Here is a 24121-nt window from a genome sequence, read left to right on the forward strand (position 1 = left end):
CGGTGTCGGCGACCCTGCAGGACGTGGCCACGCTCGCGGGGGTGTCCATCAAGACCGTGTCCAACGTCGTGCGCGGGTATCAGCACGTGCGCCCCTCCACGCGTGCCCGGGTGCAGGCCGCCATCGATGAGCTGGGATACGTCCCTCACAGCATCGCCCGTCGTCTGGCCACCGGCACGACGGGGATGGTCGCGTTCGCGCTGCCGGCGATCGAGACGCCCTACTTCGCGGAGCTGGCCGCCCTCGTCTCCACCGAGATCGGCGGCTTCGACTACCGCCTGCTGATCGAGCAGACGTCGGGCAGTCTCGATGACGAGCGAGCGGTTCTGCGGGGGCGCGAGCAGGGGCTGATCGACGGACTCATCTTCCAGCCCACCGAACTCGACGCCGACGCCATCGAGCAGTTCCGCGGGTCCACCCCTCTCGTCCTGCTGGGCGAGATCCCTCCGCCGCCGACGGTCGATCACGTCATGGTCGACAACATCGCCGCGGCGCGGGCCGCCACGTTCCACCTGCTGCACTCGGGGCGGACGCGCATCGCCTTCCTCGGATACGCGGCAGCCGCCGGCCATGCGACGGCGAGCCTGCGCGCCGAGGGCTATCTGTCGGCCCTCGAGGACTGCGGAGCTCATCGCAGCGACGACCTGCTCATCCCGATGCAGCGCTTCGGGGCGTTCGCGGCCGAGGCGGCGGTGATCGATGCGATCGAGACGGGGGTGAGCTTCGACGGCCTGGTGTGCTTCGACGACCTCGCCGGCATCGGGGCGATGAAGGCCCTCGCCCGCGCGGGACGCGTCGTCCCCGACGACGTGGGCGTCGTCGGGTGGGACGACATCCTGATGTCCAACTTCACCAATCCGGGGCTGACGACCGTCCGCCCCGACAAGCCCACGCTGACCCGAACGGCCTTCCGGATGCTCCGGGAGCGCATGGACGGAGCGGGCGGCCCCGGTCGGCACGAGACGGTCGGATTCGACCTGGTCGTGCGCGGGAGTACCGCGAGCTAATTTGCAGCGCTGGAAAATCTGCGCCACAGTGTTGCGCATGCAACCCCTGACTCCTCCTGCATCCGACCTCGATGGCGAGTACCCGCGACCGCAGCTGCGCCGACCCGACTGGCGGAGCCTCGACGGCGAGTGGCGCTTCGCCTACGACGACGACGAAACCGGCACGGCGGCGGGCTGGTTCCGCACCGGCGACTTCGACCGCGTCATCGCCGTGCCGTACCCTCCGGAATCGGCTCTCTCGGGCATCGGCGACACGTCCTACCACGCGGTGCTCTGGTACTCCCGTCGTCTGAGCGCCGAGGAGGTCGCGCGCACCAACCCCGCCGGGCGCCTTCTGCTGCACTTCGGCGCGGTCGACTACGCCGCGACCGTCTGGCTCAACGGCAGCCAGGTGGCCACGCACCGCGGTGGGCAGACGCCCTTCACCGCCGACATCACCGACCACATCGCCGCGGACGGCGACGATCTCCTCGTCGTGCAGGCGATCGACCGTCCCCTCGACGTCGGTCAGCCCCGGGGCAAGCAGGAGTGGCTGCCGGAGCCGCACGAGATCTGGTACTCCCGCACGAGCGGCATCTGGCAGCCCGTGTGGGTCGAGGAGGTGCCCGCGACCCACGTCACCGAACTCTCGTGGCGCACGACGCGCAGCACCGACAGCGTCGTCCTGGAAGTCCTCTGCAACCGCCCCCTCGGCCCCGACGCGGTGATCGACGTGGAGCTGAGCTACGCCGGTTCCCCTCTCACCCGGGTGCAGGTCGCGTCGCCGGCCACGGGGGCGCCGATCCTCGACATCCCCCTGCGCGACCAGCGCAACGGACAGCACTACGAGAAGCTCGTCTGGACGCCCGAGACACCCCGACTGATCGACGCGACCGTCACGATCACCGACGGGGACTCCGTCGACGCGGTCTCGTCGTACCTGGGGCTGCGTACCGTCGGCACGGCGGCCGGACGGTTCCTGCTCAACGACCGGCCGTACTTCGTCCGCTCGGTACTCGAGCAGGGGTTCTGGCCGGAGTCCCACCTCGCCGCACCCAGCGCGGACGCGCTGCGGGCCGAGGTGCAGCTCATCAAGGACATGGGATTCAATGCCGCCCGCCTCCACCAGAAGGCCGAGGACCCCCGGTTCCTTTATTGGGCGGACCGGCTCGGCCTGCTGCTGTGGGGAGAGGCGCCCGCCGCGTTCGAATTCACCACCAGCGCGATGACCGATCTGACCCGCGAGTGGGTCGACCTCGTCCGTCGCGATCGCTCGCACCCCTCGATCGTCACGTGGGTGCCCTTCAACGAGAGCTGGGGCGTGCGCGACGTCGTCACGGACGAGCCGCAGCGGGCGTTCACGCGCGGATTGGCCGACCTGACCCGCGCGCTCGATCCGACCCGCCCCGTCATCTCGAACGACGGGTGGGAGCACACCCGATCGGACATCCTCTCGGTGCACGACTACGACCCCGACCCCGAGACGTTCGCCCGGCGCTACGCCGATCGGGACGCCCTGTCGCGATTGTTCGCCGGGTACGGCCCGTCGCACCGGCTGATGATGGCGGAGGGGACGGCCGACGTCGACACCCTCCCGGTCATGGTCACCGAGTTCGGGGGCGTGAAGTACGAGACCTCCGCCTCGGCGCCGGCATGGGGATACTCCACGAGCGCGACCCCCGAAGAGCTGGAACATCACCTCCGCGGCCTCTTCGGCGCTCTCCTCGACAGCACCGTGCTGTCCGGCTTCTGCTACACGCAGCTCACCGACACGATGCAGGAGGCGAACGGCCTCGCCTTCGAGGACCGGACGCCGAAACTGCCCCTCGAGACGCTCCGATCCATCATCGGCCGGGAGTCCCACTCGCAGCCCTGAGCGCTCGCCTCGAACGACGGCGAACGGCGGTGGACCTTCGGGGCCACCGCCGTTCGCGACTGGACGGGGAGGACCGTGCTCAGCCGAGCAGCGGCCGCTGCCGCGCGCGCAGCCGTTCGTAATCGGCGCGCGCGAGAGCGGTCGACGGCAGCGTCGAGTGCGCGGCGACCGGGACGTCCCACCACCCCTCGCCGTCGGGGGCGTACCGCAGCGGATCGGCATCGACATGGATGAGGGTCGTCCGCGAAGACGCCTTCGCCGCTCTCACCGCGGCCTCGAGATCGCGCGCAGCGCCCTCACCGGGCGCGACCTCGATGACGTCCACGCCGTACGACCGTGCGTTCGCGGCCAGATCGATCGGCACGTATCGCTCGCCCTCGAGGTCGGGCACCGCGGCATCCGTCATGCGGTACGCGGTTCCGAACCGCTGGGCGCCCACGGTCTCGGAGAGGTGTCCGATCGATGCATAGCCGTGGTTCTGCACGAGGACCACGACGATCTTCAGTCCCTCCGACACCGCGGTGACGAGCTCGGTGTGCAGCATCAGATACGACCCGTCGCCGACCATGACGAGCACTTCTCGATCGGGCGCACCGCGACGCACCCCGAGGCCGCCGGCGATCTCGTATCCCATCGTCGAGAACGCGTACTCGACGTGGTAGCCGAGTGGGTCGCGCACCCTCCATAGCTTGTGCAGATCTCCGGGAAGAGAACCGGCCGCCTGCACGAGCACGTCCGTGGGGTCGCTGGCGGCGTGGACGGCGCCGATGATCTCGGACTGCCCGAGCAGCCTCGCGCCCGTGGGAGCGAGCGCGCGGTCGACGACCGCCTCCCACTCGGCCTTCTCGACCCGGATCCGCTCCGCGTACGAGGCCTCGACGGCCGTCCCCTCGAGTCCGTCGACGAGTGCGTCCAGTGCCCGCCGGGCGTCGGCGACCACCGGCAGACGGCTGCCGTGCTTGTAGGCATCGAAGGAGGCGACGTTGATGTTGACGAAGCGGACCCCGTCACGTCGGAAGGCGCTGCGGCTCGCGGTGGTGAAGTCGCTGTAGCGGGTGCCCACCCCGATGACGAGGTCCGCGTCGGCGGCCAGTCTGTTCGCGGCCGTGGACCCGGTCGCGCCGACGCCGCCGAGGTACTGGGGATGATCCCACGGCAGCACGCCGACGCCCGCCTGCGTGGCGCCCACGGGAATTCCCGTCTGCTCCACGAGGCGACGCAGAGCGTCTTCGGCCCCCGAGTAGAGCACTCCTCCCCCGGCCACGATGAACGGCGCCTGGGCCCCGCGGATCGCCGCGATCGCCCGCCCCAGCTCGTCGGGCTCGGGCACGGGCCGTCGCACGTGCCAGTCACGCGGCTCCAGGAACTCGACCGGCACCTCGATCGCCTCGGCCTGCACGTCTTCGGGCAGGGCGATCGTGACGGCCCCCGTCTCGGCGGGATCGGTCAGCACGCGCATCGCGGCGAGCGCGATCGAGAACAGTTGCTCGGGGCGCTGGACGCGGTCGAAGAACCGCGAGACGGGGCGGAACGCGTCGGTGACCTGGAGGCCGGTGTCGTGGGGATGCTCGAGCTGCTGCAGAACGGGATCGGCCACGCGCGTCGCGAAGGTGTCCGACGGCAGCAACAGCACGGGGAGTCTGTTCGCCGTGGCCAGAGCGGCCCCGGTGAGCATGTTGGCGGCCCCCGGGCCGACGGATGCGGCGGCGGCGTAGGTGGCGCGCCGGCGGTGCATCCGTGCGTAGCCCACGGCCTGATGCACCATCGCCTGCTCGTTGCGCGCCTGGTGGTAGGGCATGAGACCGGGCTCGTCGGTGTGCAACTGCACCAGCGCCTGTCCGATGCCGGCGACGTTGCCGTGACCGAAGATGCCGAACGTGCCCGCGATGGTGCGTTCGCGGATGTCTCCGTCGACCGTCCACTGGTTGGCGAGGAAGGTGATCAACGCCTGGGCGACGGTCATCGTCCGCGTCCGGGGTGCCATGGACGGCGCGGATTCGGGGTCGAGGGTCATGCGTCGGTCTCCTTCGCCGCGTAGGGCAATCGAGGGTCGGGGCGCTGGTGCGCCCAGGAAGAGCGCACCCATGCGTGAGCGGGGTCGTCCGTGATGCGCCAGGCGCGCTCCGCGCCCGGGCCGGCCATGACGTTCAAGTAGTAGAGGTCGTAGCCGGGGGCGGCGACCGCGGGTCCGTGATATCCGTACGGCACGAACGCGATGTCGCCCGTGCCGACGCGGGCGGTCGTGTCGATGGGCCGTCGATCCGAGGCGTAGGCCGCGAACAGCCCGAACGGCTCCGCTCCGCTGGGCGGCGTCGTGCCGCGGGCGGGAGCCGTCTCGAAGTAGTAGATCTCCTCGAGTTCGCTCTCGGTCGGCGACGGCGCATCGTGCTTGTGAGGCGGGTACGACGACCAGTTCTCGGCGGGCGTGATCACCTCGCACACGATGAGCTTCTGCGCGGCCATCGCCCCCGGCACACCGAAGTTGTGCACCTGCCGGGTGGAGCGCCCGGCACCGCGGATCTCGACCGGCACGTCCGCGGCTCGCATGACCGTGGGGTCCGAGGACCGGGTCGCCGGCGCCTCCGCGACGGCGACCCGACCGGTGCCGATGACGCGGAGCGGCGTGTCGATGCCGGCGTGCGCGACGTCGGTCGGCCCGTGGAAGACCGACTCCCGCCCCGCCAGCTCCCAGCGGCTGTCGCCGAGCACGACGGAGAACGATCCGGCCAGGGGCACGACCATGCGCTCGACGGCGTCGGCGGGAAGGCGGATCTCGCCGTCGAGCTCCGCGACGCGGATCCCCGTGTGCGTCCACCCCGGCGCCCTTCCCGCGCCGCCGATGCTCTCCCACGGCCCCTCGGCCAGCGACCCGCGAGGGTAGAGCCATTCGTTCGTCATGCTCGTCCGGCGACCGCGCGGGGGTGCACCATCGCTGCCGCGGTGTCGACCGCCCCGGCCACGTCGTCGTCGTCGGGATAGAGCAGGGTGCGCCCGACGACGAGGCCCCGGATGCCAGGGAGGGTCAGCGCATCCTGCCAGGAGGCGAAGGTCTCGTCCGGACCGGTCGTCGGATCGCCGCCGAGGAGGAGGGTCGGCAACGTCGAGGCCTCGGCCACGCGCTCCATGTCGGGAACCACGGGGAGCTTCAACCAGCTGTAGGCCGACGTGTTGCCGAGCCCCGTGGCGATGGCGATCGACCTGATGACAGCGTCGGCCGTCAGGTCGGTGCGGACGCGACCCTGCTCCCAGAAGCTCATGAAGGGTTCGAGCATGATCGGGATCCGCGCCTCGGCGGCTGCCGTCACGGCCGCCGCGCTCGCCTCGAGCGTCGGTGCCGTCGCCGGGTCGCCGAGGTTGATGCGCACGAGGAGCTTGGCGAGGTCGATCCCGTCGCGAGTCAGGGCCGGCACGTCGTAGGCCGTGAATCGGTCGTCCATCTCGAAGGTCGCGCCCTGCAGACCCCCGCGGTTCATCGATCCGACGACGATCTTCCCGTCCAGCGCGCCGAGGAGGGCGAGGTCCTCGACGATGTCGGGGGTGCCGAGCACGCCGTCGACACCGGGGCGCCCCAGGGCGGCCACGAGCCGTTCCAGCAGGTCGACCCTGCTGGCCATCGCGCCGGAGCGGCCGCCCACGCCCAAGGCGCCGCGCGCGGGGTGGTCGGCCGCGACGATGAACAGGCGCCCGTCGCCGTCAAGCAGAGACCGCCGCCGCCGGTCGCGCAGCGCGTGCGCGACACGACCCGGCTCCTCGGCTCGGATGCGGCGCAGTTCGTCGAGGTCAAACACGCGCCACCGACCCGTCGAGGAGGTGGCGGACGTCGGCTTCGCCCGGCATCGCGGTCGAACATTCGCGTCTGCCCGCGACGATCGCGCCCGCGGCGTTCGCCCAGCGCAGCGTCTCTTCGAGGTCCCAGTCGGCGAGCAGACCGTGGCACAGGGCCCCGCCGAAGGCATCGCCCGCACCGAGACCGTTCACGACCGCCACGGCGAACGGCGCCACTTCGACGCGGCGCTCGCGCGTCTTGGCGAGGACGCCCTTGGGGCCCTGCTTCACGATCGCCAGCTGAACACCCCGCTCGAGCAGGGCGTCCGCGGCACGGTCCGGGTCGGTCTCGCCGACGGCGATCTCGCACTCCTCGAGGTTGCCGACCGCCACCGTCACCTGCCCGATCGCCGCTCGCACCTGGGAGCGCGCCTCGTCGGGGCTCCCCCAGAACATCGGGCGGTAGTCGAGGTCGAGCACCGTGAGCGGTCGGCGCCCCCGCGCGTCCCAGGCCGCGAAGTGGGCGGCCCGACTCGGCTCCCGACTCAAGCCCGTCACGGTGGACCAGAACACCCTCGCCGTCCGCACGGCATCGACGTCGATCTCGCCGGGGCGGATCACCAGATCGGGGGCGATCGGGTCGCGATAGAAGTACAGCGGGAAGTGGTCGGGCGGGAAGATCTCGCAGAACGTCACCGGGGTGTTCAGTCCCGGGACCACGTCGATGAAGCGGTCGGAGACCCCGAGTCGGGACAGTTCGCGTCGCACGAACTCGCCGAAGGGGTCGGCGCCCGTGCGGCTGATCAAGGCCGCGCTCCGGCCGTAGCGGGCGGCGGCGACCGCGACGTTCGCCGCGGAACCACCGAGGTACTTCCCGAAGGTCGAGACGTCCGGCAGGCCGACGCCGTCCTGCAGGGGATACAGGTCGACTCCGGCTCGGCCGATGGCGAGCACGTCGAGCGGTGCGGTGGCTGCGGGAGAACTCAAAACGGGGCGATCCTCTTCGATCGGGGGAACCGGCAGGTCGCGTGAGCGCATAGCTCGCACGACTTTGTACTTACAAATACCGATCCTACGGCGTCGACCGTTGTTTCCCCAAGGATCACTCCGCATGCAACGGCAACTCCCCCTCACACGACACGACGCCCCCGACCTTCCGGCCGGGGGCGTCGTGTCGTTCGTTCAGGTCAGGAAGCGACCGGCACGGCAGGCTGAGCCTGGGTCGTCAGCTCGATCACGCCGTAGTCCCAGCCCTTGCGGCGGTAGACGACGCTGGGGTGATCGGTGCGCGCGTCGATGAACAGGAAGAAGTCGTGGCCGACCAGTTCCATGCGGTCGACCGCGTCTTCGACGGTCATCCACTCCGCCTCGAACTCCTTCTGGCGGATGACGACCGGGCAGTAGTCCTCTTCTCCGGCCGAGTCGGCCTGCACCGGCACCGAGCCGGTCGCGACCGCGCGCAGCACCTCGACCGAGGCGGGTTCGACGTCGATGCCGGCGATCTCTCCGGTGCCCTTCTCGAACTTCGCGCCGCGCGGGTGGTTGCGCAGATCGACGCGCTTGTCCTTCGCGCGGCGCACCTGCTCCGAGATCTTGTCGACAGCGAGGTCGAGAGCGGCGAACTTGTCGGCGTCGGTGGCTTCGGCCCGCACGACGGGGCCCTTGCCGTCGAGGGTGAGCTCGACCGTATCGTCTTCCATCCGTCCGTTGCGATAGGAGCGATGCGTCACCTTGACCTCGAGCGCCTGCGCACGCGGCGCCAGGTGCTCGATGCGGCTGACCTTCTCTTCGACCACCGAGCGGAAACGATCGGTGATACCGACTCCCACGCCGACGATGTTGGTGTCCATCCGTGACCTCCTTGTTCCGGGTTCCGCCCGGTCTAAGGGCGGAACGTCCGTCGCCTTCAGTCATCCTTACGCTAGTGCTCGGCCACCCTCATGTCACGTGGCAATCACCCCTGATTCATCTTGCGGCTCACCGATTCATCCCGCATCGCCGTGATGACGCGGCGTGGCCGCCAGGGTGACCGCGATCACCCGATCGGCCCCCGCCGCGCGCAGCGCACGTGCCGCCTCGACGAGGGTCGCCCCCGTGGTCACGACGTCGTCGACGACCACGACGGTGCCCGTCACGGGGCGCGCCCTCAGGGCCCCCTCGAGGTTGCGCCGGCGCGCGTGGAGGCCCAGCCCGCGCTGATCCAGCGTCGATCGCTGCAGGTGCAGCAGCCGCTGCGTGCGCCACCCCGCCCGGGCGACCAGCAGGTCGACGGGTCGGTAGCCCCGTCGCCGGAACGCCGCGCGGGATCCGGGCACGCTCGTCACCTGCGCACCGGCCGGGGTCGCGCTGCGCAGCGCGGCATCGAGGGCGGGGGCGAGCTTTCCTGCGAGCCCGGTGCGTCCGTCCTCCTTGAGAGCGCGGATGGTGCGCGCGACCACACCGTCGAAGGGCAGGGCCGAGGTGACGGTGAGACCGGGGGCCAGCGGACGCCGCGTGCACCGCGGGGCGAGGGCGTCGCGGCATCCGGAGCAGAGGGACACATCGAGCGCGTCGCATCCCGCGCACGAGACCGGCAACCAGAACGTCAGGGCGTCGCTGAAGGCTGCGGCGACGACGGAGGCGAGGGTCATTCCCCCACGCTGGCCGACAGGGCACGGCCGCACCGCCCACCCTCCCCCGTTCGGGGAGGGAACGGCGGAACACACCGCTGGGGAGGAGGGGTCGGCCGCTACGAGGTCGTGCCCTGCTGACCCGCCAGCACCCGGATGCCGGTGGCCACCAGGGTCCACGAGCTGCCGCGACGGCTGTACAGACGACCGGAGTCGTCGAGCACGCGCACGCTCGTGCTACCGGCCGCCAGCGTGCGCGCCCCGTCGGGCGCGGCCGACTCGGTTCCGCGACCTCCGACGTTGAGCTCGCGCAGCAGGCTGCCGCCGTCGACCGCGACGAGCACGCCGACGCTGGTGTCGTCGAGCCACGCGAGGTCGAACGCCCCCTGTTGCGAGAACGACAGCACGTGCGGGGCGCCGAGTGTGACCTCGCCTCCCTCGCGCTCGATGCCGGCGACCCACACCTCTCGGGTCCCCGAGACCGTCACGATCGCCGCGACCCGCGTGCCGTCGCGCGAGATCTGCATCGCGGTGATCTCCGACGCGTCGGGCCAGGCGTTGCCCACCTGGCGCGGCACACCTTCGGCGGTGATCGCGCGCACCTGGTTCGGCGCGTTCGCCGGCACGCTCCAGATGGCTCCCTCGGCGTCGATCGAGGGCGCGATGAGTCCGGGACGCTCGTCGAGCAGGAAGGTCTGCCCGTCGGCCAGGGCGCTGGCCACCGGCCCCTGCTGGGTGCGCACCGCCGCGAGAGACCGGTCGGCCTCGAGCTCGACGGCCGTCGGGGCGAGCGACTCCACGGCGTCGGAGAGACCGTCGATCGCCTCGACGGTGTCGCCGGTGAGCGAGCCGAACGCCCCCGCGGTGGTCAGCACCGCCGGCGAGGGGTCGACGCGGGTGACGCGCACCGGCACCTCGGAGGCGGTGATGGGAGTGCCCTCGACCGTCATCTGCACGTCGCTGATGCCGGCCGTGACGAGGCTGCGGGCGAGCTGCGTCTGCATGCGGTCGAGCGTCGTGCGGTCCAGGCTCAGCGCCGCGGGGGGCAGCTGCACCTGGGCGACGCCGCTCGAGGAGAGCGTGACGGAGCGGCCCACCAGCGACAGTTCGTCGGGGAAGGCCGAGCGCACGGCCCCGGCGAGCCACGGGCTCGGGCGACCGTCGACGAGGGCGGTGGCGACGCGGCTCGCCACGAACCCGCGCGGGAACCACCGCACGTCGGGCACGATGAAGCTCCACGTCGGGTCGAAGTAGGCGATCGAGGCCGACTGGTAGACGGTCGGGAACACCTCCTCGTACAGCACCACGCCATCGGGGGCCGCGGTGATGCGCCACTGCCCGTCGATCTGGGTGAGGGCGAACGCGAGGTTGACAGCGGTCCCGGATGCCGCGGGCGCATACGCGCCGGAAGAGTCGACGGATGCCACGGTGGCGAGCGACACCGTGACCCCGGTGCCGTCGTCAGTGGCCGTGGCGCGGCGGTCGGCGAGACGGTCGATGGTGACGCTCGCCCGCGGATCCCACTGGGTGCCGGGCGCCAGGAACGTCTTCGCGGTCGCCCAGTCGTCGGCAGGGCCGGAACCGGCGCGCAGGAACCCCTCGACGATGTCGGCGGGCGCGGCGTCGTCTTGCGGACCGTCGGGGACGAACGCGAAGGCCTGGGTGTCGTCGGTCTGCGGGCCGCGGCCCGGATTGACGTATCCCGAGGTCGGCAGCCCCGTGCACGCGGCGAGCGCGAGCACGAGGGTCAGGCTGACGAGGGCGAGAGCGCGCCTCACGGGGTCCTCCTCACGCCGGGGCGGGTGGAGATCGGCTGGGTCAGTCCCAGCGCCTCCAGGGCGCCGCCCTGCTCGTCGTCGGGGACGAGGGGCAGCGGCGAACTGCTCACGGGCTTGCCGTCGCGCGGCAGGGTCAGCACGAAGTTGGAGCCGCGGCCGGGCTCGGACCACACTGCCAGGGTGCCGCCGTGCAGACGCGCGTCGCCGAGGGCGATCGACAGGCCCAGGCCCGTTCCGCCGATGGTGCGCACGCGCGAGGGGTCGGCGCGCCAGAAGCGGTCGAACACCCGCTCGACGTCGTCGGCGGTCATGCCCAGGCCGAAGTCGCGCACGCCCAGGGCCACGGCATCCCGATCGCTGTCGACCGACACGACGATGGGGCGCCCCTCGCCGTGCTCGATGGCGTTGCCGAGGAGGTTGCGCACGATGCGGCGCACGCGGCGGGCGTCCATCTCGACCGGCGTGTACCCGCCGGGTGCGACGAGCCGCACGTCGGAGCCGTGGCCCTCGGCCAGCTGCTCCATCGAGTCGATGACGTCTTCGGCCAGGTGCGCGAGGCTCGTGGCCTCGAGCTCGAGCTGCACCGACCCCGCGTCGTACCGGCTGATCTCGAGCAGGTCGGTCAGCAGCACCTCGAAGCGCTGCACTTGCGCGTGCAGGAGTTCGGCGGCGCGGCCGGTGGCGGGATCGAACTCCGCGCGCTGATCGTTGATCATGTCGGCGGCCAGGCGAATGGTCGTCAGCGGGGTGCGCAGCTCGTGCGACACGTCGGAGACGAAACGCTGCTGCACGAGCGACAGGTCGGCGAGCTCCTTGATCTGCTGCTCGATGCTGTCGGCCATGGCGTTGAACGAGCGGTTCAGCGTGGCCAGCTCGTCTTCTCCGCGCACGGGCAACCGCACCCCGAGGTCGCCCGCGGCGAGCTTGGCGCTGGTCTCGGCGGCATCCGCGATCGGCGTCGTCACCGAGCGCAGCACGAACCACGCGATCGCCCCGATCAACAGCACCAGCACGAGACCCACGACCCACAGCAGCACCTGCACGAACGCGAGGGTCTGCGAGGCGCTGGTGAGGTCGTACCCCATGTACAGCTCGTACGAATCGACGCCGTCTTCGGCCGGGAAGCGCAGTTGATGACCGACGAGGATGCCGGGAACCTCGCGGCCGTTGTCGGTGGGCAGCGCGACCGACTGCCACCACTGCAGGTCGGGGCTCGACTGCACCTGCGTGCGCATCGCCTCGGTGACGATGCTCGACTGGAACGCGGGAGAGATGAACGGCTGCGGAGCCAGCGGCGAGGGCGGACCGATGCGATAGAGCGCGATCAGGTCGCTCGAGGACTGCTGCGAGAGCCGGGTCGCGATGCCGTTCATCAGGGTCTGCGCCGCGGCCGGGTCGGTGGAATCCACGGCCGCGTCGAGCGTCGCCTGGGCCGCCGCTGTCGCGCGCTGGGCCTCGAGCAGCACCTGGTCCTTACGGGCGGTGAAGAGCTCGTTCTGGATGACGAGGGCCATCGCCACGCACGTGACGAGGATCGTCGCCGCCGTCAGCGTGACGGTGATCACGATCGTGCGGAAGCGCAGCGATCGACGCCACAGGGTGGCGAAGCGGTCGCGCAGCGATCTCCAGTCGCGCAGCGACAGTCGCCTCGGCGGCGGCAGGGTCCGCACCGCGCCGGTCATGGCCCGCTCAGGCCACCGCGCCGGCGCGGTAGCCCACGCCGCGCACGGTGGTCACGATCCGCGGGTTGTCGGGATCGGCCTCGATCTTGGCGCGGAGGCGCTGCACGTGCACATTGACCAGGCGGGTGTCGGCCTTGTAGTGGTAGCCCCACACCTGCTCGAGCAGCATCTCGCGCGAGAACACCTGCTGCGGCTTCTCGGCGAGCGCGACGAGCAGCTCGAACTCGAGGGGCGTGAGCGCGATCGGGCTGTCGCCGCGGCGCACCTCGTGGGCGGCGACGTCGACGACGAGGTCTCCGATGCGCAGCGTCTCGTCGACCGCGGCCTGCGTCGGACGCAGGCGCGTGCGGATGCGCGCCACGAGCTCCTTCGGATTGAAGGGCTTCATGATGTAGTCGTCGGCGCCCGACTCGAGCCCCTTGACCACGTCGGCGGTGTCGGTGCGGGCCGTCAGCATGATGATCGGCACGCCCGACTCGGCCCGCACGCGCGTGCAGATCTCGATGCCGTCGACGCCGGGGAGCATCAGGTCGAGCAGGATCAGGTCGGGACGCTCGGTGCGCCAGGCGTCGACCGCCTGGGCTCCGTCGGCGCAGAACACCGTGTCGAATCCCTCGGTGCGCAGCACGATGCCGATCATCTCGGCCAGTGCGGTGTCATCGTCGACGACCAGGATCCGTGAAGTCATTCGGGTGTACGTCTTCCGTCTCGAAACCCGCTCGGGGACGGGCACAACGCCCCGGGTGGGGGCACGTCGTATCGAGAGTAGTCGACCTGCCCGCACGGCAGGCGTGCGTGTCGGAGGTCTATGACACGATGAGGACATCGCCACGCGACGAGGAGGCGCCACCGTGACCGCGTATCCGGCCTGGACCCCGGCATCCCGCCCCGGCATCGTTCCGCTGCACCCGTACGGGTTCGGCACGATCCTGAGCCGTTCGTTCGTCGCGCTGCGACACAACCCCAAGGTGCTGCTGGGCTTCGCGCTCATCGTGCAGGCCGTCGCGTACGTCGTGCTCACGGCGGCGGTGGGCGGCGTCGCGATCGCGAGCTTCGCCCGACTCGACACCGTTCCCCCCGGCAGCGACGACTTCAACGCGATCTTCGCGGGCTCCACCGTCATCACCGCCGCGACCGCCCTCGTGCTCGGTCTCGCCACGGGGGCCCTCAGCGTCGTGGTCCAGGGCGTCGTGGTCTCCGAGGTCGCGCACGCCGTCGTGTCCGAGAAGCCGCGCCTGCGCGAAGTGTGGGCCCGGGTGAAGCCCGTCTTCTGGCGCCTCGTGGGCTACAGCGCCCTGAGCGCCCTCGCCAGCCTGATCGTGGTCGGGGTGGTCGTGGGCATCGTCACCCTGCTCGTGATCAGCGTGATCTGGGTCGGTGTCGCCGTCGGGATCCTGCTGGCGATGGTGTTGGTCGCCGGCTATCTGTGGCTCGCTCCCAAGCTCTTCCTCGTGCCCTCGGTCATCATCCTCGAACGCGCGGGGGTCTTCCGCGCGGTCGCACGCTCATGGCGCCTGACGCGCGGCCGGTTCTGGTCGACGCTCGGGGTTCTCCTGATCATCTCGATCGCCTTCGGCATCGTCGCCCAGATCATCTCGATCCCCCTGGGCCTCGTCAGCGGCCTCATCCCGGTGCTGGTCGATCCGACGGGCAGCTCCGGAGTCGAGGCGTTCGTGGGCTACCTCGTGGTGCAACTCATCGGTCAACTCGGCATCCTGCTCGTGCAGTGCATCGCCCTGGTCGTGCAGTCGACCTCCGCCGCACTCGTCTACGTCGACGCCCGCATGCGCGTCGAGGCCCTCGACCACGACCTGCAGACCTACGTCGAGCAGCGCGACGCCGGGGCGACCTCTCTGCCCGACCCGTACCTGGTGGGCGTCGGTCGGGTGGTCGAGCGGCCCGCCCCCGCGCCGGTGGGGTCCGCCCCGGCCTACGCCGGGTGGGGAGCGCCGGCTTACGGGCCGGGTGCTGGCGCCCCGCAGCAGGGGTACGGCGCACCGGCGCAGGGGTACGGCGCACCGTACGGTGCCCCGGCGCAGGGATACGGCGCCCCGGCGCAGCCCGGCTACGGCGCTCCCGCACAGGGCCCGTCCGGCCCGCCGGTGCCACCCGCCCCCGGCACCCCGGCGGCCGCACCGGCGCCGCGCGATCCCTCGTGGGCTCCCCCGTCGACCGGCGACTCCCCGCGCGCCGACCCGCCCGCGGCGGACACCCCCGCGCCGCCGGCACCGCCCGCCCCCACGGCGTGGGCGGCCCCCGGCTCGGGCGGAGGCGAATGATCGCGCTCCCCGCCCTCGCCGCGACCTTCCCCCTGCTGCCCGATCCCGACCAGGCGCGGGAGTGGGCCGAGAAGGAACTGAGCGATCCGTCGTACCAGGCAGCCGAACCGACCTTCATCGACCGCATCGCCCAGGCCGTCGCCAACTTCCTCGGCGACCTGCTGCGCGTGCCCGACACCGACGGGTGGGGTCCGGCCGCTCTCATCGTGATCGGTGTGATCGTGATCGCGCTCATCGTGGTCGCCGTGCTCATCTGGGGTCGACCGCGCGTCGCGAACCGCGCCGCCCCCGCCGCACAGGCGCTCTTCGACGACGACGACGCGCGCTCCGCATCGGAACTGCGCGCCGATGCGGCCGCCGCCGCCGCGCGCAGCGAATGGGACGAGGCGATCGTGCTCCGTTTCCGTGCCTTCGCGCGCGGACTCGGCGAGCGCGGGCTCGTCGACCCGCCGCCGGGTGCGACCGTGCGCGCCTTCTCGCGTGAGGCGGCCCGGGCCCTCCCGAGCCTCGCCGACGCCCTCGACGACGCTGCGACGATCTTCGACGACGTGCGGTACCTGCGTCGTCCCGGCACGGCCGAGCGCTACCGCGTCATCTCCGACCTCGACGACGCCGCGGTGCGGGCTCGCGCGACGCCGGTGGACGCCCCGTGAGCGTCGCCGCCCCCGTCCGTTCGCGGCGCCGCAGCGCTCTCGGGTGGGCGGCCCTCGTCGTCGGGCTGCTGCTGGTCGCCTTCGTCGGCGGGTCGTTCGTCTACGGCGGCTACTCGCAGCGCGCCGTGCTCGACCCCGAGTCGGCCGGGCCCGACGGCACGCGCGCCGTCGTCCACCTGCTCGAGCAGCAGGGAGCACGGGTCGTCGTCGCCCGCGATCGCGAGGCGGCCGAGCGCGCCCTCGCCGCCGGTGACGCGACCCTCGTCATGCGCGACGCCCCGATGCTGTCCGACGACACGCTCACCGAGCTCGGCGACCGCGCACGCCACGTCGTCCTCGTCGAGCCCCGCTCGCGCGCCCTCTCGGTGCTGCTGAACGGGTCGACGCTGGGCGGGTTCTCCGACGGCACTGCGGTGCGGGCCGACTGCTCCTTCCCCGCTGCCGACAACGCGGGTGCCGCCCGCACCGGTGAACTCATGACCCCCGGCGACGACGTCACCGGCTGCTTCCCCGTCGACGGGGAGTTCGCGCTGTTGACCGCCGACCGCCCCGCCGGAGGGACCGTCACGGTCCTCGACGGCTTGGCGGTCCTGACCAATTCGACCCTGCCCGCCGACGGCGACGCGGCCCTGGCCCTGGGCGTGCTCGGGCAGACGGCCACGATCGTCTGGTACGTGCCCTCTCCCGCCGACGCGGCCCCCGGCTCGGCTCCACCCACCCTCGGCGAGCTGACCCCGCCGTGGGTCACCCCCGCCCTCCTGCTGCTCATCGCCGCCACTCTCGCTGCGGCGCTCTGGCGCGGGCGGCGCTTCGGCCCGCTCGTGGTCGAACGCCTGCCCGTCACGGTCCGCGCGAACGAGACCACCGAGGGCCGCGCCCGTCTGTACGCCTCGGCGCGCGACGCCGGCCACGCCCTCGACGAGCTGCGCCGCGCCAGCCGAGCGCGGCTCGTGCGCCTGCTCGGCCTGACCGACCGCACCCCCGCCACCGAGGTCGCCGACGCCGTCGCCGAACGCCTGGGCGCCGACCGTTCGGTCGTGCGCGGCATCCTCGTCGACGACACCCCGACCACCGATCGCGACCTGGTCGCGGCCGCCGACCGACTCCGCGATCTCGAGGCGAGCGTGCGCGCCGCCGTCCGACCCGAAGGGACCACACGATGACCGACAGCCCCGAATCGCCCACCTGGCCCGCGCCCGCCTTCCCGGCCGAGACCGCGCCTGCGCAGCCGGCCGACGCAGCGCCCGAGTCGCCGTCGAACGCGGCCAACGGCGCCCCGGATGCCGACGACGCGGCCCTGCGCGAGGCGATGCATCGCGTGCGCCTCGAGGTCGGCAAGGCCGTGGTCGGACAGGACGGCACCGTCACCGGTCTGCTCATCGCGCTGCTCTCGCGCGGGCACGTGCTGCTGGAGGGCGTCCCCGGCGTCGCCAAGACCCTCCTCGTGCGCTCGTTCAGCCGGGCGCTGGGCCTCGACACCGCGCGGGTGCAGTTCACGCCCGACCTCATGCCCGGCGACGTCACGGGCTCGCTCGTGTACGACGCGCGCGCCGGCGGGTTCGAGTTCCGCGCCGGCCCGGTCTTCACGCACGTGCTGCTCGCCGACGAGATCAACCGCACCCCTCCCAAGACCCAAGCCGCCCTGCTCGAGGCCATGGAGGAACGCCAGGTCTCGTCCGACGGCGAGAGCCGCCCCCTGCCGGATCCCTTCCTCGTCGCCGCGACCCAGAACCCGATCGAGCACGAGGGCACGTACACGCTGCCCGAGGCCCAGCTCGACCGCTTCCTGCTCAAGCTCGTCGTCGACCTGCCGAACCGCGAGGCCGAGGTCGACGTGCTGCGCCGCCACGCGCGCGGCTTCGACCCCCGACGCCTGAAAGAGGCGGGGGTGGATGCCGTGGTCACGGCATCCGAGATCCTCGCCGCGCAGCGGGCCGCGGCATCCGTCGCCGTCGACGACGACCTGCTCGGCTACGTCGTCGACCTGGCCCGCGCGACGCGCCAGAGCCCCTCGGTGCTGCTGGGCGTGAGCCCGCGTGCGACCACGGGACTGCTCGCGGCGGCGAAGGCCTGGGCCTGGCTCGGCGGATATCCCGCGATCACGCCCGACCACGTGCAGACCATGCTCGTGCCGGTGTGGCGCCACCGCATCCGCCTGCGGCCCGAGGCCGAGATCGAGGGCGTGTCGGTGGATGCCATCCTCACCTCGGTCCTGCAGCAGACCCGCGTTCCGATCTGATGTTCGTCACCGGCCGTCTCGCCCTGCTCGTCGCCCTCGGCGTCGTCCCCCTCGTGCTGCTGAGCACGGCGGGGCTGTCGGCGTGGGCCGTGGCGGGCGGCTGGCTGCTGCTCTGCGCGGTGCTCGCGCTGGTCGACCGCGCTCTGGCCGCCGATCCGCGGCGCGTCGAGATCACCCGCACGCACCCCGAGCGCGCCCTGCTCGACGAGCCGGTCGCGGGCGAGCTGCGCGTGCGCAACCTCGGCACCCGCACGCTGCGGGCGCGCGTGCGCGACGCGTGGCAGCCGACCGCCGGCGCCCCCGCGGAGCGCCAGCGGTTCACGGTGCCACCCGGCGAGCGGCGCGGGGCGCCTCTCCCCCTGCTCCCCCGCCGCCGCGGCGAGCTGCGCAGCGCCTTCGTCGTCGTGCGGGCGGCCGGGCCTCTCGGTCTCGCCGGCCGCCAGGGCGTGGTCGACGCCCCGGCCCGCCTGCGCGTGCTGCCCCCGTTCACCTCGCGGCGGCACCTGCCCTCGCGTCTCGCACGCCTGCGCGAGCTCGACGGCAACACCACGCTGCAGGTGCGCGGCCAGGGCACCGAGTTCGACAGCCTGCGCGAGTACGTGCGCGGAGACGACGTGCGCTCGATCGACTGGCGAGCGACGGCCCGCGCCGGCACGACGATGCTGCGCACGTGGCGACCCGAACGCGACCGGCACGTGGTCATCGTCATCGACACCGGCCGCACGGCCGCCGCGCGCGTCGGCGACGGCGTGCGCCTCGACGCCGCGATGGAGTCGGCGCTACTGCTGTCGGTGCTGGCCTCGCGCGCGGGCGATCACGTGCACCTCGTGATGTTCGACCGCGTGCCCCGCGCCCGCGTGACGCGCGTCGACGGGGCGCAGCTGCTGCCCGCCCTCGTCGACGCCATGGCCCCGGTCGATCCGCAGCTGATCGACACCGACTGGGACGCCGCCCTCGCCCAGGTGCGGGGGCTCGCGGTGCGCCCCGCGCTCATGGTGCTGCTCACCGCGGCTGACGACCCCGAGGCCGCGCGGGCCTTCCTCGCCGCCCTCCCCACTGTCGCCGCGCGCTCGCGCCTGCTCGTGGCCACGGCCACCGACGGCCCCGGCGAGGTTCCCGCTCATCACGACGCTGCCGACGTCTACGCCGCCGCCGCCGTCGAGCGCGCTCGCCACGACGCGCAGCGCGTGCGCGACGCGGTCGTGCGCGCCGGAGGAGACGCGGTCTCGGCCTCGGCCGACGAGCTGCCTCCGCTCGTGGCCGACCGCTATCTGGCGCTCAAGGCCGCCGGTCGCCTCTAGCACGTCCAGCCCGCATGCAGCCCGCGACATACGACGCGGCTTATCCTGGGGGGTACCCTTCCAGCCGTCTGCGCGTCCCCTCCGTGCGCGGCTCTGCCGTCTACGCACAGGATGCGGGAGCTCTCTTGCCAGGAAACGCCACTACGCACTTCGACGATGTGGCCCTCGTGTCGGTGGCGAGCGTCTTGCCCAGCCGCATCACGACGTCGGATGACATCGAGGAGCGTCTGGCTCCCGCGCTGAAGCGACTCAAGCTCAAGCCGGGGCTGCTCCGCCGCGTGGCGGGCGTCAACGAGCGCCGCAACTGGGCCGACGGCGAGTCGTCCGACGAGGCCACGATCGCCGCGGGCAAGCAGGCCCTCGCCGAGGCCGGGGTCGATCCCCGCGAGATCGGCCTGATCATCAACACCTCGGTGACCCGCAAGCACCTCGAGCCCTCGGTCGCGGTGCGCCTGCACCACGGTCTGGGCCTGCCGAGCTCGGCGATCAACTTCGACGTCGCCAACGCCTGCCTCGGCTTCATCAACGGCATGAGTCTGGCCGCCGGCATGATCCAGTCGGGTCAGGTCAAGTACGCCCTCATCGTCAACGGCGAGGACGCCGACGAGATCCAGGTCAACACGATCAACCGTCTCGTGCGCGAAGACCTCGACCGCGACGCGTTCATGCAGGAGTTCGCCTCCCTCACCCTCGGCTCGGGTGCGGCCGCCGCCGTCCTCGGTCGCGCGAGCGACCACCCCGAGGGCCACCGCATCGTCGGCGGCGTGACGCGCGCGGCGACCCAGTTCTACGACCTCTGCGTCGGCAGCGTCGACGGCATGTTCACCGACGCCAAGGCGCTGCTCAAGGGCGGCCTCGACCTCGTCGTCTCGGCCTGGAAAGAGGCCAAGGGCGAGTTCGAATGGACGGGCATGGACCGCTACGTCACCCACCAGGTCTCGTCGGTGCACACCAACGCGATCGTGCGAGCCGCCAAGCTCGACCGCGACCGCGTTCCCGTCACCTACCCCGAACTGGGCAACGTCGGCCCGGCGTCGATCCCCATCACCCTGGCCGCCGAGCAGAAGACGCTGCGGCGGGGTGATCGCGTGCTGCTGATGGGAGTGGGCTCCGGACTCAACACCGGCATGCTGGAGCTGGCCTGGTGAGTCACCCCCGCGTGATCGGTTCGCAGGCCACCCTGCCCCCGGCCGGTCTCCCCGGTCTCGATCCCGCCCTCTCACGGCTCGTGAGCGTCGACGGAGTGCTCGCCGATGCGGGTGAGACCCGGCTCTGGCACGTGCTCGACACCGGCGACGCCCTCGCCGAACGCGGCGTCGAGCCGCGCGGCACGATCGTCGCGGTGCACGGAAATCCCACGTGGTCGTACCTGTGGCGCGCTCTCGTGAACGCCTCTCTCGCCCGTGCCGACGCGGGGGCGACGCCCTGGCGCGTCGTCGCCGTCGACCAGCTCGAGATGGGCTTCTCGGAGCGCACACCGCTGCGCCGCACCCTCGCCCAGCGCATCGCCGATCTCGACGCGCTCGTGACGGAGCTCGGCATCCGGGGTCCGATCGTCACGATCGGTCACGACTGGGGCGGGCCCGTCTCGCTCGGGTGGGCCGTCGAGAACCGCGACCGCCTCGCGGCCGTCATCGCCCTGAACACCGCCGTGCATCACCCCGATGGGGCCGAGCTGCCCTTCGCGCTGCGCGTAGCGACGGCCCGCGGCATGCTCGCCGCCGGCACGACCGGCACGACGGCGTTCCTCGACGTGACGCTGGCCCTCGCCGACCTCGACCCGGCCGTGCGCGCGGCCTTCCGCGCCCCCTACGCGACGATCGCCCGCCGCCGAGGCATCGGCGGGTTCGTCAGCGACATCCCCGCGACCCCCGCGCACGAGAGCACTCCCGCGCTGCACCGCATGTCGGCGGGCCTGCGCGAGCTTCAGGTGCCGGCGCTGCTGCTGCGCGGTCCGAAAGACCCGGTGTTCGGCGAGGATCACCTCGACGACCTCACCGAGCGTCTGCCCCACGCCGATGTGCACCGCTTCGAGGGTGCCGGACACCTGCTCGCCGAGGAGCGCCCCTACGCCGACGTCGTGCTCGACTGGCTCGACGAGAAGGTTCCGGATGCCGCGCCGGCAGCCCCCCGCACGCGCCGCGCCTCGTCGCGGAAGCGTCCGGCCCCCACCGGCCGCCTGTGGGATGCCCTCGACGCGCGCCGCGACGACGACGACACCGCCGTGATCGACATGACGACCGCGCGCGGCGACGGCCCTCTGAACGTGAGCTGGCGTCAGCTGTCCACGCGGGTCGACGAGCTCGCCGCGGGCCTCGACGCCTTCGGCGTCCGCGCCGGCGACCGCGTCTCGCTGCTCGTGCAGCCCGGCCCCACCCTCACGGCGGCGCTGTACGCGTGCCTGCGCATCGGGGCCGTGGTCGTCGTGGCCGACCGGGGTCTCGGCATCCGGGGCCTCTCCCGCGCCGTGCGCGGCGCGGTGCCCGACGTCGTCATCGGCGAGGCCGCCGGTCTCGCGGCCGCCCGTGCCCTCGGCTGGCCGGGGCGACGCATCTCTGCCGCCGCGCTTCCCGCGGCATCGTCGCGGGCGCTCGGGGTCGAGGCGAGCCTCTCCGACCTCGCTCGCGCCGGCCGGGGCCGCCCCCTGCCCGCGCCTCCCGCCGCCGATGCCGACGCCGCGGTGCTGTTCACCTCGGGGTCCACGGGGCCGGCCAAGGGCGTCGTGTACACGCACGCGCAGCTCTCTGCCCTCCGCGACACCCTCGCCGTACACTTCGGCGTCACGGCCGACACGGGGCTGGTCACCGGCTTCGCCCCGTTCGCTCTGCTGGGCCCCGCCCTCGGCACGCGCTCGGCGACGCCCGACATGGACGTCTCGGCCCCGCGCACCCTCACCGCCGCAGCCGTCGCCGCCGCCGTGCGCGCCTCCGACGCGCGGATCGTGTTCCTCTCCCCCGCCGCGGTGGCCAACGTCGTCGCGACCGCCGGAGGGCTGACGGATGCCGACCGGGCCGCGCTCTCGCGCGTCGAGACGTTCCTCTCCACCGGCGCGCCCGTGGGCGTCGACCTGCTGCGCCGCGCGCAGGCCCTCATGCCGAACGCGGTCGCGCACACCCCCTACGGCATGACCGAGTGCCTGCTCGTCGCCGACGTGACCCTGCCCGAGATCGAGGCCGCCGCGGGAGACCGCGGTGTGTGCGTGGGTCGTCCGCTCGGCACCGGCGAGGTGCGCATCGCCCCTCTCGACGAGCTCGGCCGTTCGTCCGACGACACGACGACCGAACCGCGGGTCACCGGCGAGATCGTCATCTCGGCACCGCATCTCAAGCGCGGCTACTTCCGCCTGCACCTCACCGACCGCGAGGCCCGCCGCGGGCTCGGCGAGCGGTGGCACCGCACAGGCGATGTCGGACACCTCGACGCCGAGGGGCGGCTGTGGGTCGAGGGCCGTCTCCCCCACGTCATCACCACCGCCGAGGGTCCCGTGACCCCGGTGGGCATCGAGCAAGACGCCGAGACCGTTCCGGCCGTGCAGCGCGCGGCGGCGGTCGGGGTCGGCCCCGCGGGCCGACAGGTCGTCGTCGCGGTCGTCGAGACGGGGGCCCGTCGCCCGGGCCTGGCCTCGCCCGAGCTCACCGAGGCCGTGCGCGCGGCCACCGCGCAGCGCCTCGCGGCGGTGCTCGTGGTGCCGACGCTGCCGACCGACATCCGGCACAACTCCAAGATCGACCGCACGCGCGTGTCGGCGTGGGCCGAGCGCGTGCTCGCGGGCGAGAAGCCGAGCGCACCGTGAAGGTGCTCGCGACCGGGGCATCCGGGTTCCTCGGCCGCGCCGTCGTCCACGCCCTGCACGACGCCGGCCACGACGTGCGCACCCTGCAGCGCCGCCCCTCGGGTGTCGACGGAGCCGACGACCGCCTGGGTTCGGTGACGGATCCGGATGCCGTGGCATCCGCCCTCGAGGGGATCGACGGGATCGTGCACCTGGCGGCGAAGGTCTCCCTCGCGGGAGACCCGGCGCAGTTCCGCGCCGTGAACGTCGAGGGCACGCGCACACTTCTCGACGCCGCGGCCGCGGCCGGGGTCACCCGCATCGTGCACGTGTCGTCGCCCTCGGTCGCTCACGCCGGTCACGCCCTCGCCGGTGTCGGCGCCGAGCCCGCCGATCCGCAGGCCGCGCATGGCGAGTACGCCCGCACCAAGGCCGAGGCCGAGCTGCTGGCCCTCTCCCGTGCCGGGGGCGACACCGCCCTCGTCGCCATCCGCCCGCACCTCGTGTGGGGACCGGGCGACACGCAGCTCATCGCCCGCGTCGTCGCGCGCGCCCGCCGGGGCACGCTGCCGCTGCTCGACGGCGGCACGGCGCTCATCGACTCCACGTACGTCGACAACGCGGCATCCGGGATCGTCGCCGCCCTCCACCGCGTCGACGAGGTCAGCGGCCGCGCCTACGTGCTGACCAACGGCGAACCGCGGCCGGTCGGCGACCTGCTGGCGGGCATCTGCCGCGCCTCGGGCGTCACGCCCCCGCGGTTCAGCGTGCCCGCGGGCCTCGCCAAGGCCGCAGGCTCCCTCATCGAGCGCGTGTGGGCCGTACGCCCGGGTGAGGACGAGCCGCCCATGACGCGCTTCCTCGCCGAGCAGCTGTCGACCGCGCACTGGTTCGACCAGACCGAGATCCGCCGCGACCTGCGGTGGACGCCCGCGGTCTCGCTCGACGAGGGCCTGCGCCGCCTCGCGCGCGCCTGAGCCGCGCGGCATCCGGTCCCCTCCTCAGTCCCCCGCGTCCCACTCCGCGCAGAGCATGTCCCGAAAAGGGCTGCCTGACGCCGGCTCAGACAGCCAGAAGTGGGACATGGTCTGCCCCGACCCCCGCGTCCCACTCCGCGCAGAGCATGTCCCGAAAAGGGCTGCCCGACCCCCGCCCAGACAGCCAGTAGTGGGACATGGTCT

Annotated in this window: 19 protein-coding genes; 10 read left to right on the plus strand and 9 right to left on the minus strand. The window is 72.6% G+C overall.

Annotation, left to right across the window (positions count from 1 at the left end; genetic code table 11):
- The first annotated feature begins 2 nt into the window (after positions 1 to 2).
- Positions 3 to 1007 (plus strand): LacI family DNA-binding transcriptional regulator, encoded by a 1005-nt coding sequence (locus FS769_RS02185; protein WP_144828797.1) that lies wholly within the window; start codon positions 3 to 5, stop codon positions 1005 to 1007.
- A 37-nt stretch (positions 1008 to 1044) separates the two neighbouring features.
- Positions 1045 to 2862 (plus strand): glycoside hydrolase family 2 protein, encoded by a 1818-nt coding sequence (locus FS769_RS02190; RefSeq protein WP_144828800.1) that lies wholly within the window; start codon positions 1045 to 1047, stop codon positions 2860 to 2862.
- A gap of 79 nt (positions 2863 to 2941) precedes the next feature.
- On the opposite strand, the gene iolD is transcribed toward FS769_RS02190, so the two are convergent.
- From iolD to mtrA, 9 genes are all read right to left on the minus strand, one after another.
- The gene (gene iolD / locus FS769_RS02195; RefSeq protein WP_230704327.1) at positions 2942 to 4876 is read right to left on the minus strand and encodes a 3D-(3,5/4)-trihydroxycyclohexane-1,2-dione acylhydrolase (decyclizing); all 1935 of its coding nucleotides are present in this window, start codon (positions 4874 to 4876) and stop codon (positions 2942 to 2944) included.
- A complete protein-coding gene (gene iolB, locus FS769_RS02200; protein ID WP_144828803.1) occupies positions 4873 to 5760 on the minus strand; it encodes a 5-deoxy-glucuronate isomerase in 888 nt (295 codons plus the stop codon). Before iolB ends, iolD begins: the two co-directional genes overlap by 4 nt.
- Positions 5757 to 6650 (minus strand): deoxyribose-phosphate aldolase, encoded by an 894-nt coding sequence (locus FS769_RS02205; RefSeq protein ID WP_222123887.1) that lies wholly within the window; start codon positions 6648 to 6650, stop codon positions 5757 to 5759. The genes iolB and FS769_RS02205 overlap by 4 nt, the downstream gene beginning before the upstream one ends.
- Positions 6643 to 7614, minus strand: coding sequence for a 5-dehydro-2-deoxygluconokinase (iolC, locus tag FS769_RS02210; protein WP_230704326.1), 972 nt, complete (start codon positions 7612 to 7614; stop codon positions 6643 to 6645). The genes FS769_RS02205 and iolC overlap by 8 nt, the downstream gene beginning before the upstream one ends.
- A gap of 200 nt (positions 7615 to 7814) precedes the next feature.
- A complete protein-coding gene (gene hpf, locus FS769_RS02215) occupies positions 7815 to 8477 on the minus strand; it encodes a ribosome hibernation-promoting factor, HPF/YfiA family (RefSeq protein WP_144828809.1) in 663 nt (220 codons plus the stop codon).
- Positions 8478 to 8612: 135 nt separating this feature from the next.
- A complete protein-coding gene (locus FS769_RS02220; RefSeq protein ID WP_144828812.1) occupies positions 8613 to 9257 on the minus strand; it encodes a ComF family protein in 645 nt (214 codons plus the stop codon).
- Positions 9258 to 9355: 98 nt separating this feature from the next.
- Positions 9356 to 11014: an LpqB family beta-propeller domain-containing protein gene (locus FS769_RS02225; RefSeq protein WP_144828815.1), complete on the minus strand. Its 1659-nt coding sequence runs from the start codon at positions 11012 to 11014 to the stop codon at positions 9356 to 9358.
- On the minus strand, positions 11011 to 12696 hold the full coding sequence (gene mtrB, locus FS769_RS02230; RefSeq protein WP_144828818.1) for an MtrAB system histidine kinase MtrB: 1686 nt from the start codon (positions 12694 to 12696) through the stop codon (positions 11011 to 11013). Before mtrB ends, FS769_RS02225 begins: the two co-directional genes overlap by 4 nt.
- A 7-nt stretch (positions 12697 to 12703) precedes the next feature.
- Positions 12704 to 13384: an MtrAB system response regulator MtrA gene (gene mtrA / locus FS769_RS02235; RefSeq protein WP_144828821.1), complete on the minus strand. Its 681-nt coding sequence runs from the start codon at positions 13382 to 13384 to the stop codon at positions 12704 to 12706.
- Between the two features lie 163 nt (positions 13385 to 13547).
- On the opposite strand from mtrA, the gene FS769_RS17160 reads away from it, so the two are divergent.
- The 8 genes from FS769_RS17160 to FS769_RS02275 all read left to right on the plus strand — a co-directional run bounded on the left by FS769_RS17160 (position 13548) and on the right by FS769_RS02275 (position 23917).
- Complete coding sequence (locus FS769_RS17160) at positions 13548 to 14975, plus strand: glycerophosphoryl diester phosphodiesterase membrane domain-containing protein (protein WP_313959266.1); 1428 nt, start codon at positions 13548 to 13550, stop codon at positions 14973 to 14975.
- Positions 14972 to 15628, plus strand: coding sequence for a DUF4129 domain-containing protein (locus FS769_RS02245; protein ID WP_144828823.1), 657 nt, complete (start codon positions 14972 to 14974; stop codon positions 15626 to 15628). The genes FS769_RS17160 and FS769_RS02245 overlap by 4 nt, the downstream gene beginning before the upstream one ends.
- The gene (locus FS769_RS02250; RefSeq protein WP_144828826.1) at positions 15625 to 16791 is read left to right on the plus strand and encodes a DUF4350 domain-containing protein; all 1167 of its coding nucleotides are present in this window, start codon (positions 15625 to 15627) and stop codon (positions 16789 to 16791) included. The genes FS769_RS02245 and FS769_RS02250 overlap by 4 nt, the downstream gene beginning before the upstream one ends.
- Positions 16788 to 17867: a MoxR family ATPase gene (locus FS769_RS02255; RefSeq protein ID WP_144828829.1), complete on the plus strand. Its 1080-nt coding sequence runs from the start codon at positions 16788 to 16790 to the stop codon at positions 17865 to 17867. The genes FS769_RS02250 and FS769_RS02255 overlap by 4 nt, the downstream gene beginning before the upstream one ends.
- Positions 17867 to 19168 (plus strand): DUF58 domain-containing protein, encoded by a 1302-nt coding sequence (locus tag FS769_RS02260; RefSeq protein WP_144828832.1) that lies wholly within the window; start codon positions 17867 to 17869, stop codon positions 19166 to 19168. The genes FS769_RS02255 and FS769_RS02260 overlap by 1 nt, the downstream gene beginning before the upstream one ends.
- 125 nt (positions 19169 to 19293) lie before the next feature.
- Positions 19294 to 20316: a 3-oxoacyl-ACP synthase III gene (locus tag FS769_RS02265; RefSeq protein WP_144828835.1), complete on the plus strand. Its 1023-nt coding sequence runs from the start codon at positions 19294 to 19296 to the stop codon at positions 20314 to 20316.
- A complete protein-coding gene (locus FS769_RS02270; protein WP_260979670.1) occupies positions 20313 to 22961 on the plus strand; it encodes an alpha/beta fold hydrolase in 2649 nt (882 codons plus the stop codon). Before FS769_RS02265 ends, FS769_RS02270 begins: the two co-directional genes overlap by 4 nt.
- Positions 22958 to 23917: an NAD(P)-dependent oxidoreductase gene (locus FS769_RS02275; protein WP_144828838.1), complete on the plus strand. Its 960-nt coding sequence runs from the start codon at positions 22958 to 22960 to the stop codon at positions 23915 to 23917. Before FS769_RS02270 ends, FS769_RS02275 begins: the two co-directional genes overlap by 4 nt.
- Positions 23918 to 24121: the final 204 nt, after the last annotated feature.

Origin of the sequence: Microbacterium sp. BH-3-3-3 (assembly GCF_007679045.1) — a bacterium.
GTDB lineage: Bacteria > Actinomycetota > Actinomycetes > Actinomycetales > Microbacteriaceae > Microbacterium > Microbacterium algihabitans.

Excerpts from the sequence above, each read along its gene's own strand:
- hpf (WP_144828809.1), bottom strand. The coding sequence starts at position 8,477 with ATGGACACCAACATCGTCGGCGTGGGAGTCGGTATCACCGATCGTTTC.
- mtrB (WP_144828818.1), bottom strand. The coding sequence starts at position 12,696 with ATGACCGGCGCGGTGCGGACCCTGCCGCCGCCGAGGCGACTGTCGCTG.
- FS769_RS02245 (WP_144828823.1), top strand. The coding sequence starts at position 14,972 with ATGATCGCGCTCCCCGCCCTCGCCGCGACCTTCCCCCTGCTGCCCGAT.
- FS769_RS02220 (WP_144828812.1), bottom strand. The coding sequence starts at position 9,257 with ATGACCCTCGCCTCCGTCGTCGCCGCAGCCTTCAGCGACGCCCTGACG.
- FS769_RS02260 (WP_144828832.1), top strand. The coding sequence starts at position 17,867 with ATGTTCGTCACCGGCCGTCTCGCCCTGCTCGTCGCCCTCGGCGTCGTC.
- mtrA (WP_144828821.1), bottom strand. The coding sequence starts at position 13,384 with ATGACTTCACGGATCCTGGTCGTCGACGATGACACCGCACTGGCCGAG.
- FS769_RS02255 (WP_144828829.1), top strand. The coding sequence starts at position 16,788 with ATGACCGACAGCCCCGAATCGCCCACCTGGCCCGCGCCCGCCTTCCCG.
- FS769_RS02190 (WP_144828800.1), top strand. The coding sequence starts at position 1,045 with ATGCAACCCCTGACTCCTCCTGCATCCGACCTCGATGGCGAGTACCCG.
- iolB (WP_144828803.1), bottom strand. The coding sequence starts at position 5,760 with ATGACGAACGAATGGCTCTACCCTCGCGGGTCGCTGGCCGAGGGGCCG.
- iolD (WP_230704327.1), bottom strand. The coding sequence starts at position 4,876 with ATGACCCTCGACCCCGAATCCGCGCCGTCCATGGCACCCCGGACGCGG.